Raw genomic sequence first — 14821 nt, 5'->3', positions numbered from 1 at the left:
TATCCAGCAGATAGATGATCTCAGCTTTATCAATAAAATGCAATAGTAGTTAAGACAGTTAAGAAGATAATTAACTTAGGTTAGATGGACAGTTAAGACATTTAACCTATTTAATAAGACAGTTAAGACAGTTAAGACAGTTAAGAGTATGGAAAGAACATTTATAAAATTAGGATTTACATACAAATATTAGCCGTTGAAACTGGGTATAGGGATGTAAAGATTTTGCTTAGTCACACCTCCAAACCCAAAAAAATCAAAACTTTGTATATGATGGGTTTAAATTCGTTTAACCCAACTTATACATTTGTCGCATTCTTTTATTGAATTGGTATAAGACATAATAAATTGGGTGAGGGCTTACGCCCACAAGCCCTTACTGTTACACAGATTTCGTTAAACTCCCATCAATTGTGCGATCGCTACACCAATGACAAAAAATTATATAATTTTGCGGTCTATTAAATGTAATATTATCAAATCACTGAAAAATTAATTTTTCGTAGTTTATTATATTCTTTGAAATAACCATCATCAAACTCAAATTGAGAGATTTATGTCCACAGTACTTGCTTATCTTGAAGATACTTATAAATTTACTGATAAGGCTCATGTTGAGTATATTGCCAATGATGAACGGGGTAATTATTGTGTATTAGATAGCACTATATTTTATCCGCAAGGTGGTGGTCAGCCTTCAGACGTAGGCACTATTGAAGCTAAAGGAATTAAAATTCCTATCACTTTCGTAAGTTTTGTAGATGGGGATGTTCGTCATTATGGAGACTTTTCATCTGTATCTTTAGAAAAAGGTGAAGAGGTAACTTTATATGTTGATGAAGCCCGTCGGATACAAAATGCTAAGGCTCATACGGCTGGACATCTTATGTACACTATCGTCGAATCCCTTGATCAAAATCTAATTGCATTTAAAGGGTATCATTTTCCCGATGGTTCCTATGTAGAGTTTCAAGGAAGCCCCTCATTTGAAAATTCCGAAACATTTATTGCTGAAGTGAATACAAAAATTAGTGCAGCTTTAAATCAAGTTACTAGTGTAGAAGCTTCACTAATTACACCAGAAGAATTAGCAGCGCGTTGGTCTAATATACCCAGTAATTTACCTCCTGGGAAACCTTTGAGAGTTGTGACAATTGGCAATCTTCATCCAACTCCATGTGGAGGAACTCATTTAAAATCACTTAATGAATTAAAAGGTGTAATAATTACTAAAGCCAAACGTCAAAAAGGAAATCTCAAAATTAGCTATAAATTTGAGTAATTTCATATTTCCTTTGTTTAGAACAATTACGCCTTGTTGTTAATTTCTGAAATCATACTCCAACAATAATGACATAACTTATTTGATGTAGCGCAGTGTTTCAGTCTACACTACATCAAATAAGTTACGACCAAAACACTAAATCACCTCCTGGCATTTTTCCAATAAAAGAGCTAATTGTTATACGCTCTCCAATGCCTGGTAAGACTTCATGAAAATTACGGCTATTAAAGATAACTAAATCTCCTGTGATTGGAATATTCTGCTTTACTTCTGAGTTAGCTACTAAGGAAGAATTGTAGCCATACGAACCAGGAATTTTATATTTTTCATCGTCAGGCTGCCACTGGCGGTTGTAGACCTTGCAAATACCACCTTGGCTAGGTGCTTTTATATATAGATTCCAGACTAGCTGTGAGCTAATATTTCCTATTCTCCAATCTGGAGCATCTAACTGGGCAAAGTCTATATGGAGCAAGGCAATATTAATCTGGCGGATCAATCCTGCAAAATAATATCCATAATTTTCATTTTCGTAAGCAATTTCTATTTTACTTGATACATTTTGACGCAAAATAGTTGCTAAACGTTTTAGTGGATCAAAAGCTAAAGAAGTAACTTTATTATAAGTTTGACTAGCTTTTTTAACTGCATCGAAATATCCCGATTTATCTCTATTTCTATATTCAAATTGGGTAGTTCCAATTCTACCGATTGGCGGTTCTACATTTCTATAGAAATCAAACCCAACTTTTTCAATAGCTAAAGCTAATTTGTGGCATTCTTCAATTGAAGAAAATTTAGAAATCCGAATTGATGGAATCTCGTTTCTCAGTAATGCTTGCAAATTTTCTGAGTTCATTTCGCAATCATTTAATGTTTGCCACTGGGTTGTTTTTAGCATATAATTTCTCCTTCATATCTTGTAAATTAAGTTGCGTTAAAAATAAAAAGTGCTAGAAATCTTTAATAACTTTTTTATGTGTCAAAAAAATTGTGTTAATAGCAGTTGAAAAGAATAGGAGAGCGTAGTATTTTCAACCGCACGATTACAATTTCATAAAATAAGTTGAATATTGAACTGTTTGGCAAAAGAAGATTGATTTTTAATACTCATGGGTAGTAGCTACTAAACTCTCACCCATTTCAACACTTTGGGATCTTTGTCATATCGATAGGTAACACCGTCTCTAGTAGTGATAGAATCCCCTTTGCTGGCCTTACTTCTGACAGTTTTAATGGAATAGTATGTTAATTCGCTCATTTCTTTATGAGAAAGTTCTTCATTTGTAGCTTTTTGAGTTAAGACAGCTAACTGATTTTGAGATTCATCATTAGACGATATTTGAGTATTTGCTGGAGAATTAGAAACTAGATTTTTTTGCTTTCGGTAATCTTGAACAGTCACCAATTGCCAGCTAGAATCTTGCGAAAGTTCCAAAACCCATTGATGATAATCAAATAAGCTTTCTCGATGTCCAACACTAATAAATGTTGTTTTTGTCTCTTTTAATTGTTGATATAAACTTCCTTCGTTTTTCAAATCCAAGGCACTTGTTGCTTCATCTAATATGGTGAATCTTGGATGAGTTATTAACAGGCGTGCGAAAGCTAGGCGTTGTTGTTCTCCAAGCGATAATATGTTCTCCCAAGGAACTTCAGTATCAAAGCCTTCAACTCGACTGAGCAAGTTTTGCAGATTTACTTGTTGCAAAACTGCTTTGAGTTCTGCATCTTTCATTTGTTGATTAGTTTTAGGGTAGAGTAACTGTTCGCGCAAAGTTCCCAGAATAATATAAGGACGTTGGGGTAAGAATAAGAGTTCTTCTAGGGGAGGTCGTACCAAACGACCAGTTCCCGCATTCCACAAACCAGCGATCGCTCTTAGTAGAGAACTTTTACCTCTACCACTAGGGCCGACAATTAATAAGCCTTCTCCAGCTTGAACAGAAACAGACAAATTTTCGACAATTACCTGTTCATAGTTGGGTGTTTGCAGAGTGACATTCTCAAAAGCAAATTGCTTTTCTTCTATTGTTTTAATCGTACTAACATTTTCCGGTTGTTTACTTACTGCTTCTAAAGCATTTGAAAATTCCGATAAACGCTCAACGTAACTAGAAAATCGCCCAGAAACACCCAATTCACGAATTAATTCTTCTAACGCGGCTGCAAACTGATAGCCAGCGGTAGTGGCTTGTCCAACTTGTCCAAAATCAATTTCACCTTTAATGTATAAAGGTGAGAGTACTAAGAGCATACCAAGTTCGATAGCACCTCGATATCCTCTGTTAAAAATTGCCTGATTTCTCTCCCAACCAATCTTAAGTTGAATAGTTTTAATTAGGCTCAGGAATCGACGTTCAATTATCTTTAATTCTTGTTGTTCTCCTTGATAAAAAGCTATAGACTCAGCATGATTTCGCACATGAGTTAGAGCATAACTATAATCGCCTTTAGCTTCGAGTTCTGCCTGATTAATTTTAATAAATTCTTGATTTAAGTAACCACCAATAAAATTACAGATAATTGTATAAATAATGATAACAATAGCTATCTGTTGGGAAATTGACCAGATAATTACTAAAAAAGTCATCATTTCCAATGCTTTTTCTAGGAAAGTAGCTGAAAAGTTGATAGCACTACTCGTAATCGGTTCAATTTCTTGGGATAAGCGTTGATCTGGGTTATCAATGTCGGCTTTAAAATTTATTTTGTAATAAGCACGATTTCTCAAATATTTATTTAAAATATTATTTTCCAGCCATTGATACCAATGCAGAGAAATTTGCCTTCTGAGAAATTTATTAAATCCTATCAAAAGCGTTATTGAAACAATACCAACAGCATAAATTGAGATAGTAGAAGTAAATTTAGCAGCATCTTTCTCTTGAATAATGACATCTATTAGGTAGCGATGAATAAATGTATTACCAGCATTTACACCTACATATACAATTATTACTAATAAGAGTAAAAGAAGCATTCCCCATGCGCGAATTACCTCAGAAAATGCTCTTTCACCTGGCTTTGTGGGATACCAATACGGGCCAGCGATCGCTTTGACATTTTCCCAAAATTGAAAAAAGTCTGAAAAAGGATTTGTTGCAGGTTTAGATTGAAGAACTTGGGCTGTCATATTTGAAATAAAATTTAAAAATTTGAGAATTAAATTACTAGTTTTTAGTGTTGAATTATTAGTCATAATGACCGACTAACAAATCCTATTCACAACTACTTTTTTTAAAACATACTGCCTAGTTGTTGAGTGCGGCTCAAAGCTGTAAGCACTGCATTAGCAATCACAGTTCGCATCCCACCTTTTTCTAACTCGTAAAGGCCAGCAGCAGTCACTCCCCCAGGACTCGTTACCTTGTTGCGTAAGACTGCGGGATGTTCGTTAGTCTGAAACATCAGGTCTATACTGCCAGCAATTGTATGTAATGTTAATTCTTGGGCTTGTATGCGAGTTAAACCCATCTGCACGCCAGCATCAATCATCGCTTCGATATACAGATATATAAACCCAGTCCCAGCACTACTCAAAGCTGTTGACATATCAAGGTAATGTTCATTTTGGGTAACAAACTCTTTACCTAATGCTTGTAAAATGACTTGTGTCTGAGATCGCTGTACCTCAGTCACACTTGATGATGCGCTCCATACGGTAGTTCCATGACCAACTTGCACAGCAATATTTGGCATGGTGCGAACAACAGCAGCATGATTTAACCCTTCACACAAAGATGCAATACCAACTCCACCGATAATACTAATTACTAAAACATCAGGTGAAATTTTACCTTTCAACATAGCCATAACAGAGGCTAACACCTGCGGCTTTACAGCTAACACCACAATAGATGCACCCTGTATAGCTTCTATGTTGGAGGTTGTAGTACGTACTCCATATTCTCTCTCTAAATGAAGGCATCGCGGAGAAAGTGGGTCGCTAACAACAATTAGTTCAGGTTTTTGCACAACCTTCGTTGATAACAATCTACTAATTATCATTTCGCCCATCGTTCCACCGCCGATAAAGGCTATTTGTAAATCTCCCAGCATATCTTCTTCCTAAGTCATTTAATATGTTTTTAACTTCAAGATAAATTAGGCTGAATTACAGCTTTTAATACAGAGCCTTGCTCTACATCTGCTAGGGCTTGATTAATTTCTTCTAAAGTATACGAACGGCTAATTATACTTTCCCAAGCAATATTTTTTCTGGAATCAGTATGACGCTTGAGTAATTCAATCATTCTGTAAAAATGGCTGAAATCAATTCCCCAAGTTCCGCGAATATCTATATGTTTTAAATTAATTTCTAAGTGTGGATTAATCAGAATTTCACCTGTGTTTGTGTAATGCCCAACAATCACATAACGACCGCCATTTCTCGTTATATTCAAGCCTTCTTTAACAGCAATAGGAACGCCTGTGGCTTCAATTGTCACATCAGCACCATGTCCGTTTGTCAATTCCAAAACTCGCTCTAGATGTTCTCGTGGCTTATCAGCATTAATTACCAGTGTTTCATCTACACCAAAGGATTTAGCAACTGCTAATCGACTCTCAAATTTATCAATCACAATCACTTTACCTGCACCTGAGAGCAAAGCCAGAATTGCTGCACTCAAACCCACAGGGCCGCAACCTTGCACTACTACAACATCACCAATTTGAATCTGCGCTCTATCAATAGCGTGTAGTGCAGTGGGTAAAGCACATCCTCCTGCGATGAATTGCTTTGGCGAGACTTCTTCAGGTAAAGTGAGAACCTTTACACCTGGTTTAAGGTAAATTAGTTGAGACCAACCACCCAACAACCCCTCGTTGGCTGAGTAGGTGACACCATAAACCTTACGTTGGGGACAGCGCGTGGAGGCTTTGGCGACTAGACAATACCAGCAGTTGTAACAAGTTTCGTGAACATCTAGAAAAGTGGCGATCGCTCCAGGCTGAATTAATTTACCATTGACATCGCTAACCTGTCCCCCTGTTTCCACCACACGACCTACTGAAAAGTGACCAGGGATAATCGGGTAGGGGACTCCCTCTAAATGTCCACGCAGTAGATGTACATCAGTTCCACAAACCTCACTATATAAGGTTTCAATAATGATTCCACCCTTTTCTAGAATTGGGTCTGATAATTGTTGCACTGTAACTGGTTTATTAGGTGCAGTCATCACAGCTGCTAAGGGCATGAATCATTACCTCTGTTTTCCAAATTGCTGTTGATGTAGAGACGTTATATGTAAAGTCTCTACAGAATTTTGATTTAAGACCAGAAAATAATTTCACCGTTAGGAAGTAAGCCAATCATGGAAGTGAAAGCTACACGTTGTCCATTCATCGGCTCAACATAGTGAAAGTTGCTGGTATTGAACAGCAAGACATCGCCGACATAAGGTTGGAAAGCGATCGCATCTTTATCGGCAATGACTGTATCACTGTAGCCGTAGGAATCGAGCTTATATTGCTCATCTTCTGGTGTCCAACGGCGATCGTAAATACAGGTTTTACCACTATCGTTATCAGACAATTTCAAGTACAAAGTCCAGGAAAGTTGAGTGGTAATTGTGCAAACTTCCCATCCAGATTGCTCCAATGGGGCAAAATCAATATGAAGTTGAGTACCATTTTCAATTTTTCTGATCAATCCTGCATAATAGCTACCGTATTCTGGTTCAGAAGCAATTCGCACCTTCGCGCCACACTCTCTAAATTTCTCCATGATGCGCTCCAAGGGATTAAAGGAAGCGGCAAAAATAGAGTCTCTTAATTTAGATGCTCTTTCTACTTCTTGAAAATAATTTGCTTTACTAACGCTGTTGTATTCAAATACTGTGATGCCAACTTTTTCAATTTTAGGAGTGACATCTTCATAAGCGTTAAAAACGAGGGATTGAGATTGAGCATATAACTTCTCACATTCTTCGGGTGTGGCAAAGTCTTTAATCCGAATCAGAGGAATGCGGTGTTCAATCAGCTTTCTTAAAGATTCTGCTGTTAAAGGATACTCTTGGTTTTTTTCCCACAGCGTCGATTTAATTTGGTTAGATGCAGCAGTCATAATACACTTCCTTACCTTTAAATTTCAATTCCTACTAATCTTCAACAAAGCCATGTTTGCTTGTGCTTTCTGAATGCAAACTTTCAAGCGTTCAGCTAAAATCTGAACGTGAGGTTCAGCCATCATCGTGACATGATTGCCTGGAACAAAATGGGTATCTACTGGTTCGCAAGAATACTTCTCCCAGCCCATAACTGAATCCTGTGAAATATCAGAAAGCTTACTATTCAAGCGTTCTGGAGGAGTCTCGCTGGCACGTAGAAGAGTAATTTGTCCGGGATAGGTATGTTGTGGTTCATATTTAATGAGAGATAGAGAGTTTGCTTTTAAAGCTTGCACGATGTTTTTTAGCTGTGTAATTTCAGCATTAGGAGGCAACATATTTACCGTTTTGAAATGCTGTAAAACTCGTTTTAGTTGTTCCTCTACAGATAGCGATCGCAGGGTATCGTAAGAAATATCTATATTCGTTGATAAGGAAACTTCTACTGTTTTGATCGCCTCAATCAACCACCTAGCATGATCCCAATCAAGCCGTTCAATCCTTGTTTGCTTGTCTTTAGTGGTTGGTGCTGGCATATCAATCATGGCAAGTAGCGCAACTTGATGTCCTTGATGAACCAACTGAGTCGCCATTTCAAAAGCCACTATACTTCCTAAAGAATGACCTCCTAAAAAGTATGGCCCTTGCGGTTGAACAGTCTGCATTGCTTGAATGTAATGACTAGCCATCTCCTTAATTCGAGTGGCTGGCTCTAATCCATCTAAATTGTTGGCTTGAAAACTGTATAAAGGTTGGTCTTCTCCTAAGTAACGCCCTAAATGATACAAGTAGAAAGGCTTGCCACCAGCACCGGGAAGGCAGAAGAAAGGTAACTTGGAACCGTTTGGTTGAATCGGAACTAGACAAGACGAATTTGCATCATCCGAGTCTATTTGCAAAATTGTCGCCAACTGTTCAATAGTTGGATTTTGAAAGAGGCTGGTTAAACTTATATTTTTACCAAACTGCTGCTTAATTTGAGCCATTAAGTAAGGAGCTAAAAGCGAATGCCCACCCAGGTCAAAAAAGTTATCTTGTACTCCCACTTTGTCAACTTTGAGAATTTTTGACCAAATTTGTACTAGTTGCAGTTCTAATTGGTTACGGGGTTCGACAAATGTGTCTAAGTTATTAACATTAGAAGGTGTTGGTAAAGCGCGGCGGTCTACTTTGCCGTTGGGTGTTAATGGCAACTTATCTAAGAAGACAAAACTAGAAGGAACCATGTACTGTGGCAACTTCGTAGAGAGGAAACGGCGAATTTCACGGATAGTAGGCGTTGCTTCTTGAGTGGGGATGATGTAAGCCACTAAGCTTTCTTCAGGTGCAGTTACGATAGTCTGATGCACAGATGGGTGTTGTGCTAATACTGCCTCAATTTCTCCCAATTCAATACGTACACCGCGAATCTTGATTTGATGATCTTGGCGACCGAGAATTTCGAGAGTGCCATTGGGAAGGTAGCGACCGCGATCGCCTGTATAGTACAGTAAATCTCCAGCATCATTGCCAAAATGGTTGCTAACAAACCGAGAGCGCATTTCTTGGGCGGCGTTAATGTAGCCCAAACTGCGGAATGGAGTCCGTAAAACAATCTCGCCTGGTTCCCCAATACCGCACAGTTGCTGATTTGCACCCAAAACTAGAGCTTGAGTTTCTGGAAGTGTTCTTCCGACTGGCTGTATTCCTGGTGCAGGTTCGCTGGGTACTTGATAATAGCACTTCGCCAAAGTTGTCTCTGTCGGCCCATACAGATTAACGATTTCACCTGCTTGAGGAAAAGCATCTCGCCATTGCAATACAAGCGTCTCCTTTAACGGTTCTCCGGCTAAGAATAACCAGCGTAAGTTATGCAGAGAAACTTCTGAGGGAACATTAGCTAACCATGATTGCGCCAAGGAGGGAACTGTATGAAGAACAGAAATCTGTTCACGTTCCAAGTAATGCAGAATTTTTTGCGGCTCTAATTTATCCTCTGGTGCTGGCAGACATAAGGTTGCACCACTGGTTAAAGGTAAAAATATATCTCTCAGGACGACATCAAAGGAAAGCCCTGTTAATTGAGCAATGCGGTCTTTTTGATTAATTCCAAAGGTCTGACGCTGCCAGCTAATAAAATGTGCTAACCCTTTATGACACCCCAATACGCCTTTAGGAACGCCAGTAGTACCAGAAGTAAAGAAAATATAAGCTGCATTATCACCAGATATTTCCGGTAAGGGTATTGTCTGACTGCTTTCTAAAGAACTGATGGCTAATCCTGTATCTTTATTTACATAGATAACAGTTAAAGACTGCCAGATTTCTTGTTCTTCTTGTTGCTGATTGTCGATGTAGAGTAAGTATTTAGCTTGTGCTTGCTGAAGCATTAGCTGTTGGCGTTCTATAGGAAGTTGCGGATCAAGCGTGAGTAATACTCCGCCACTCAACAGAACAGCGATCGCACTAGCAATCAATCCAAAACTTGGGCTTCCGTACACGGCGACGACATCACCCTTGGCGATACCATAACTCAGTATCACCCTGGCTAAAGCTTGAGATTTATTGCCTAATTCGCCATAGTTCCAAGTGCGATCGCCTTGACGCACTGCTGAAAGTTCTGGGTTGCTATTTACTAAAGAGGTAAAGGTTGTAGTGACTAATTCGTATTCTGGTTGTGGTATAGCTGTTGTGGGTTCTGGTAGCAACAGTTGAGCTTGCGGTGTAACAAGAGAATAAGCGGCGATCGCCCTATCAGGCTCGACAACAATTTGATTCAACAAATGATGGTACTGTTGCAGCATTTCCACCATTCGTTCAGAAGTAAATAGGTCAGCATTATAGAGTAGTTGCAGAGTTGTGCCTTCTTCTTGTTCTGCAACATACAAGCTTAAGTCAAACTTAGAAGCCGCTTCTGAAATCAAGATAGGTTTTACAGACAGCCCAAATAGTTCTAGTTCATTTTGTGCCAAGTTCTGTAAATTAAACCACACCTGAAAAATTGGGTTATGGCTGAGATTCCGTTCTGGCTGTAATGCTTCCACCAACATTTCAAAAGGCAAATCTTGATGAGAGTATGCTCCCAAAGCTACTTCTCGCACCCGTGATAATAACTCCCTAAAACTGGGATTCCCATCTAAACGGGTACGCAAGACCAGAGTATTGATAAAAAAGCCAATTAGTGATTCAATTTCTGCACGGTTGCGGTTAGCGATCGGTGTACCTATGCAGATATCATCCTGCCCACTATAACGCCATAGCAATATTTGGAATGCTGCTAACAGCGTCATAAACAAAGTGACACTTTCTTTTTGACTTAATTGTTTAAGGGCAATACTTAACTCTTTTGATAGCGTCAACTCTTGATAAGCACCGTGATAAGTTTGAACAGCCCCTCTAGGGCGATCAGTGGGTAGTGATAATAAAGTTGGTGCATCTTTTAGTTGTTGTTGCCAATAATTCAGTTGGCTTTGCAGTACATCCCCTTGCAACCACTGTCTTTGCCAAATTGCAAAATCTGCGTACTGAATCTGCAATGATGCTAAAGGCGACGGCTGACCTTGAGAATAAGCATTATATAAAGCTGCTAACTCTTGGAGAAACACACCCATTGACCAACCATCAGAGACAATGTGATGTATAAAGACCAACAATGCGCGTTCTGTCTGGGACAGTACAACTAACGTTGCCCTAACTAAGGGTTCATCTGCCAAGTTAAAAGGTTGTTGTGCTTGTTTTTGCACTAATTGCTGTGTAGCGATTTCTTTTTCGGTGGTTGGTAGATGTTGCCAGTCAATAATAGATAGTGACCAATTCGTTTCTGTTTGAATAACTTGAATTGGTTGTCCATCAACGCTAATAAAATTAGTGCGTAATACTTCGTGGCGATGAATAATTTCTTGTAAGCTTTGTTGTAGCGCAGCTTGATTTAAGTTTCCCACCAAACGCAAAGTTAGGGGCATATTATATGAGCTACCCAAAGACTGTAACTGGTCTAGAAACCACAAACGCTGTTGAGCATAAGACAGTGGTAATTGTGTATTGTTTGTCCTTCTTAAGATGGGTGGTGTAGAAAGTTCTAATTCCTGTTGCTGTAATTGCTCAATAAAATGCCCTAATTCGGCAACTGTTGCTCTGGCAAATAACTCACGCAATGGTAGTTCCACTTTAAAAATGTTGCGGATACGTGAAAGTAATTGCGTAGCTAGTAACGAATGTCCCCCCAGTTCAAAGAAATTATCATGTATCCCCACTTGCTCTACTTTCAGAACTTGCGCCCAAATATGTGCCAGCATTTCTTCAATAGGAGTACGTGGGGCTACATATTTGTCTATTCGTTCGCTTTGTAAATCTGGTGCGGGTAAAGCACGACGGTCTATTTTTCCGTTGGGAGTGAGTGGCATTGACTCCAAAATCACAAAAGCATTTGGAACCATGTACTCTGGGAACTTTGCTTTGAGGAATTGGCGTAGTTCGTCCATTGTGAGTTGGCAGTGTTGATGCGCTACTACGTAACCAACTAGGCGTTTATTATCCCTGTTATCTTGGCGGGCGATGACACAAGATGTCTGCACACACTCATGTTCGCTCAATGCTGCTTCAATTTCTCCTAATTCAATACGGAAACCGCGTATTTTTACTTGGTTATCAATTCGTCCCAAATATTCAATATTGCCATCAGGTAAATAACGCGCTAAATCTCCAGTTTTGTAGAGACGACCAGTGCCGAAGGGGTTAGGAATGAATCTTTCCTGCGTTAGTTCTGTCCGGTTGAGGTAGCCTCTTGCTAACCCGATTCCACCGATGTGTAACTCTCCTGGCACACCTACAGGTACTGGCTGTAAATTCTTATCTAAGATGTAAACTTGGGTGTTAGCGATCGCTCTCCCTATAGTGATTTTCTCATCTTCAGGGGTACATTTAGCGATCGTTGCACACACACTCGCTTCTGTCGGCCCGTAAGCATTGAAGAAGTTTCTACCAAAAGACCATTGCCTGATTAATTCCGCAGGACAAGCTTCTCCAGCGACAACTATTGTTTGCAATGCTGGCAGTTTCTCCACAGGCATAACTGCTAGTGCCGATGGTGGTAAGGTGATATGGGTAATCGCATAATCACGTAATCGCTCAATTAACGGCTGTCCTGGTAATAGTGAGTCTTTTGTTCCCAAGTAAAGCGTTCCACCTGAGCCAAAAGCCATGACAACTTCCCAAATAGAAGCATCAAAACTGAAGGAAGCAAACTGGAGAACGCGACTATCCGCAGTCAAGCCAAACGTTTGAATTTGGGCTTGAGCTAAGTTGCATAATCCTTTATGCTCAACCATCACACCTTTAGGTCTACCTGTTGAGCCTGAAGTGTAAATCACATTCGCTAAATGAAAGGCTCTAACTCCACTGTTTGGATTATCTTGATTGTTTTGGGCAATTTCTGACCAAGCTTTATCTAAACAAATAAGTTTGGCTTGATTTGGAGGAAGTTTATCAACGAGTCGTTGCTGAGTTAACAAAACTGGAACTTGAGCATCTTCTAACATGAAGCTCAAACGTTCAGGTGGATATTCTGGGTCAAGTGGCAGATATGCTCCACCAGCTTTAACAATCCCCAACAGCCCAACAATCATCTCTAAAGAACGCTCGACACAAATACCGACTAAAGTATCTGGTTTTACACCCAATGAGCGCAAGTAATGAGCTAAAGAGTTAGCACGACAATTCAACTGGTGGTAGGTGAGTTGTTGATTCTCAAATACAACCGCCACAGCCTCCGGTGTATGCTCAACTTGTTGCTCAAATAATTGATGGATACACTTATCAAAAGGAGAGTCTGCTCTCGTATCGTTCCATTCAACTAATAACTGTTGTTGCTCAAATGCTGTCAGCAGTGGTAATTGGGAAATCTGCTCTTTGGGGTTAGCAATAATGCCTTCAAGTAATGTAACAAAATGCCGACTCATACGCTCGATAGTGGCTGCATCAAATAGGTCAGCATTGTACTGCCACATTCCTACTAATCCACTGGCGGTGTTCTGGAATAATAAAGTTAAATCAAACTTAGCAACTGTGCTTTGTGTCGGCAAAGGACTGATAGTTAAGCCAGGAAGCTTTACTTCCGATATAGGAGCATTCTGAAGGACAAACAACACCTGAAATAGAGGCGTATAGCTGAGGTCGCGTTGTGGCTGCAATGCTTTGACCAACTCATCAAAAGGCAAGTCTGCATGAGTATAAGCTTGCAATATGCGTTGTCGTACTCGACCTAGCAATTCTTGAAAGCTGGGGTTGGCTGACAAATCGGTGCGTAATACTAAGGTATTGACAAAAAAGCCAATTAGCCCTTCTATTTCCAGGCGATCGCGGTTAGCAGTTGGCGTACCCACTAAAATATCATCGGAGCCTGTATAGCGATAAAGCAAAGTAACATAAGCGGTAAACAGCGTCATGAATAGGCTGGCTCCTTCTTGCCTACTCAAGTCGCTTAGTGCCTGACTCAGTTCGTTTGATAATTGGACATATTGAACTGCGCCCCGATAAGTTTGAATAGCTGGGCGAGGTCTGTCTGTAGGTAATTCCAGCAAAGTAGGAGCATTTTTAAGTTGGTGCTTCCAGTAATCAAACTGCGTTTGCAGGACTTCTTTTTGCAAATATTGTCGTTGCCAAATTGCATAGTCAGCATACTGAATTGGTAGCTTTGGTAGCTCTGGCGACAAGTTATTGCAGAGGGCTGAGTAAATAGTTGCTAACTCACGCATCAATATGCCTGTTGACCAACCATCCACAATAATATGGTGTACTGTGAGTATAAAAGCGTGTTCTGCCTCTTTGAGTTTCACTACACAAGCTCGAATTAGAGGAGAACTAGCAAGGTCAAACAAGCAATTAGCTTCTGTAGTAGCTATTTGTTGACAAGCAATTTCTCTTTCACTTTCAGGTAATGCTGTTAAGTCTATTACTGGCACAGTGAGAGTTAATTTATCAGCAATGACCTGGACTGGCTGTTCGTTGATGGTGCGGAAGTTGGTACGTAAAACTTCGTGGCGAGCAATAATTTTGTTGAGGCTTTGCTCTAGTGCCACAGTGTTTAATTGACCGTGAAGTTTTATTGCTGTTTGTTCATTATAGAAAGGACTATCTGGTTCTAATTGGTTTAATAACCAGAGTCGTTCTTGAGCATAAGATAGAGGTAAGTTTTGAGGGCGATCGCTTTTAATTAGAGTTAAATCTGTATTGGTGGCGGCATTTTTCTCTTGCAAAAACAAGATAATTTCTGCTTTGTTCTGAGCCAATAAGTTACGAGTTTCTGATGTCAATACTCCTTTTGGAGCATTAGCACGTAACTGCTCACCTTCAACCCACAACTTAACACCCTGGTTACTAAGGTCAGCTACCCATTGCTCAATATTCACAGAAAAATTACCTCCAATCACCTAATTCTTAATCC

The 14821-nt window shown here is 39.5% G+C and carries 7 protein-coding genes; 1 reads left to right on the top strand and 6 read right to left on the bottom strand.

What is annotated here, in order from left to right:
• The first annotated feature begins 556 nt into the window (after positions 1 to 556).
• Positions 557 to 1282 (top strand): alanine--tRNA ligase-related protein, encoded by a 726-nt coding sequence (locus ACX27_RS12215; RefSeq protein WP_062292584.1) that lies wholly within the window; start codon positions 557 to 559, stop codon positions 1280 to 1282.
• A gap of 124 nt (positions 1283 to 1406) precedes the next feature.
• On the opposite strand, the gene ACX27_RS12210 is transcribed toward ACX27_RS12215, so the two are convergent.
• The 6 genes from ACX27_RS12210 to ACX27_RS12185 all read right to left on the bottom strand — a co-directional run bounded on the left by ACX27_RS12210 (position 1407) and on the right by ACX27_RS12185 (position 14786).
• Positions 1407 to 2186, bottom strand: a complete 780-nt coding sequence (locus ACX27_RS12210) for a 2OG-Fe(II)-dependent halogenase WelO5 family protein (RefSeq protein WP_062292581.1) — start codon at positions 2184 to 2186, stop codon at positions 1407 to 1409.
• Positions 2187 to 2411: 225 nt separating this feature from the next.
• Entirely contained in the window at positions 2412 to 4421 is a 2010-nt protein-coding gene (locus ACX27_RS12205; protein WP_062298302.1) for an ABC transporter ATP-binding protein/permease, read from the bottom strand.
• 104 nt (positions 4422 to 4525) lie between these two features.
• Complete coding sequence (gene proC, locus ACX27_RS12200; RefSeq protein WP_062292577.1) at positions 4526 to 5347, bottom strand: pyrroline-5-carboxylate reductase; 822 nt, start codon at positions 5345 to 5347, stop codon at positions 4526 to 4528.
• 35 nt (positions 5348 to 5382) lie between these two features.
• Positions 5383 to 6489 carry a zinc-binding dehydrogenase gene (locus ACX27_RS12195; RefSeq protein WP_062292574.1) on the bottom strand — a complete coding sequence of 369 codons (1107 nt, stop codon included), beginning with the start codon at positions 6487 to 6489 and terminating at the stop codon, positions 5383 to 5385.
• Between the two features lie 74 nt (positions 6490 to 6563).
• Entirely contained in the window at positions 6564 to 7358 is a 795-nt protein-coding gene (locus ACX27_RS12190; protein ID WP_062292570.1) for a 2OG-Fe(II)-dependent halogenase WelO5 family protein, read from the bottom strand.
• Between the two features lie 24 nt (positions 7359 to 7382).
• A complete protein-coding gene (locus ACX27_RS12185) occupies positions 7383 to 14786 on the bottom strand; it encodes a non-ribosomal peptide synthetase (protein WP_083468899.1) in 7404 nt (2467 codons plus the stop codon).
• Between the last annotated feature and the right edge of the window lie 35 nt (positions 14787 to 14821).

The sequence above is a fragment of the Nostoc piscinale CENA21 genome, from assembly GCF_001298445.1.
Lineage (GTDB): Bacteria > Cyanobacteriota > Cyanobacteriia > Cyanobacteriales > Nostocaceae > Nostoc_B > Nostoc_B piscinale_A.
The sequence above is the reverse complement of the archived record's forward strand: the minus strand, read 5'-3'. Positions and strand labels throughout refer to the sequence as shown.

Bases quoted from the DNA above. Each gene is read 5' to 3' on its own strand.
- ACX27_RS12195 (WP_062292574.1), bottom strand. From the start codon at position 6,489: ATGCCCTTAGCAGCTGTGATGACTGCACCTAATAAACCAGTTACAGTG.
- ACX27_RS12210 (WP_062292581.1), bottom strand. From the start codon at position 2,186: ATGCTAAAAACAACCCAGTGGCAAACATTAAATGATTGCGAAATGAAC.
- ACX27_RS12205 (WP_062298302.1), bottom strand. From the start codon at position 4,421: ATGACAGCCCAAGTTCTTCAATCTAAACCTGCAACAAATCCTTTTTCA.
- proC (WP_062292577.1), bottom strand. From the start codon at position 5,347: ATGCTGGGAGATTTACAAATAGCCTTTATCGGCGGTGGAACGATGGGC.
- ACX27_RS12190 (WP_062292570.1), bottom strand. From the start codon at position 7,358: ATGACTGCTGCATCTAACCAAATTAAATCGACGCTGTGGGAAAAAAAC.
- ACX27_RS12215 (WP_062292584.1), top strand. From the start codon at position 557: ATGTCCACAGTACTTGCTTATCTTGAAGATACTTATAAATTTACTGAT.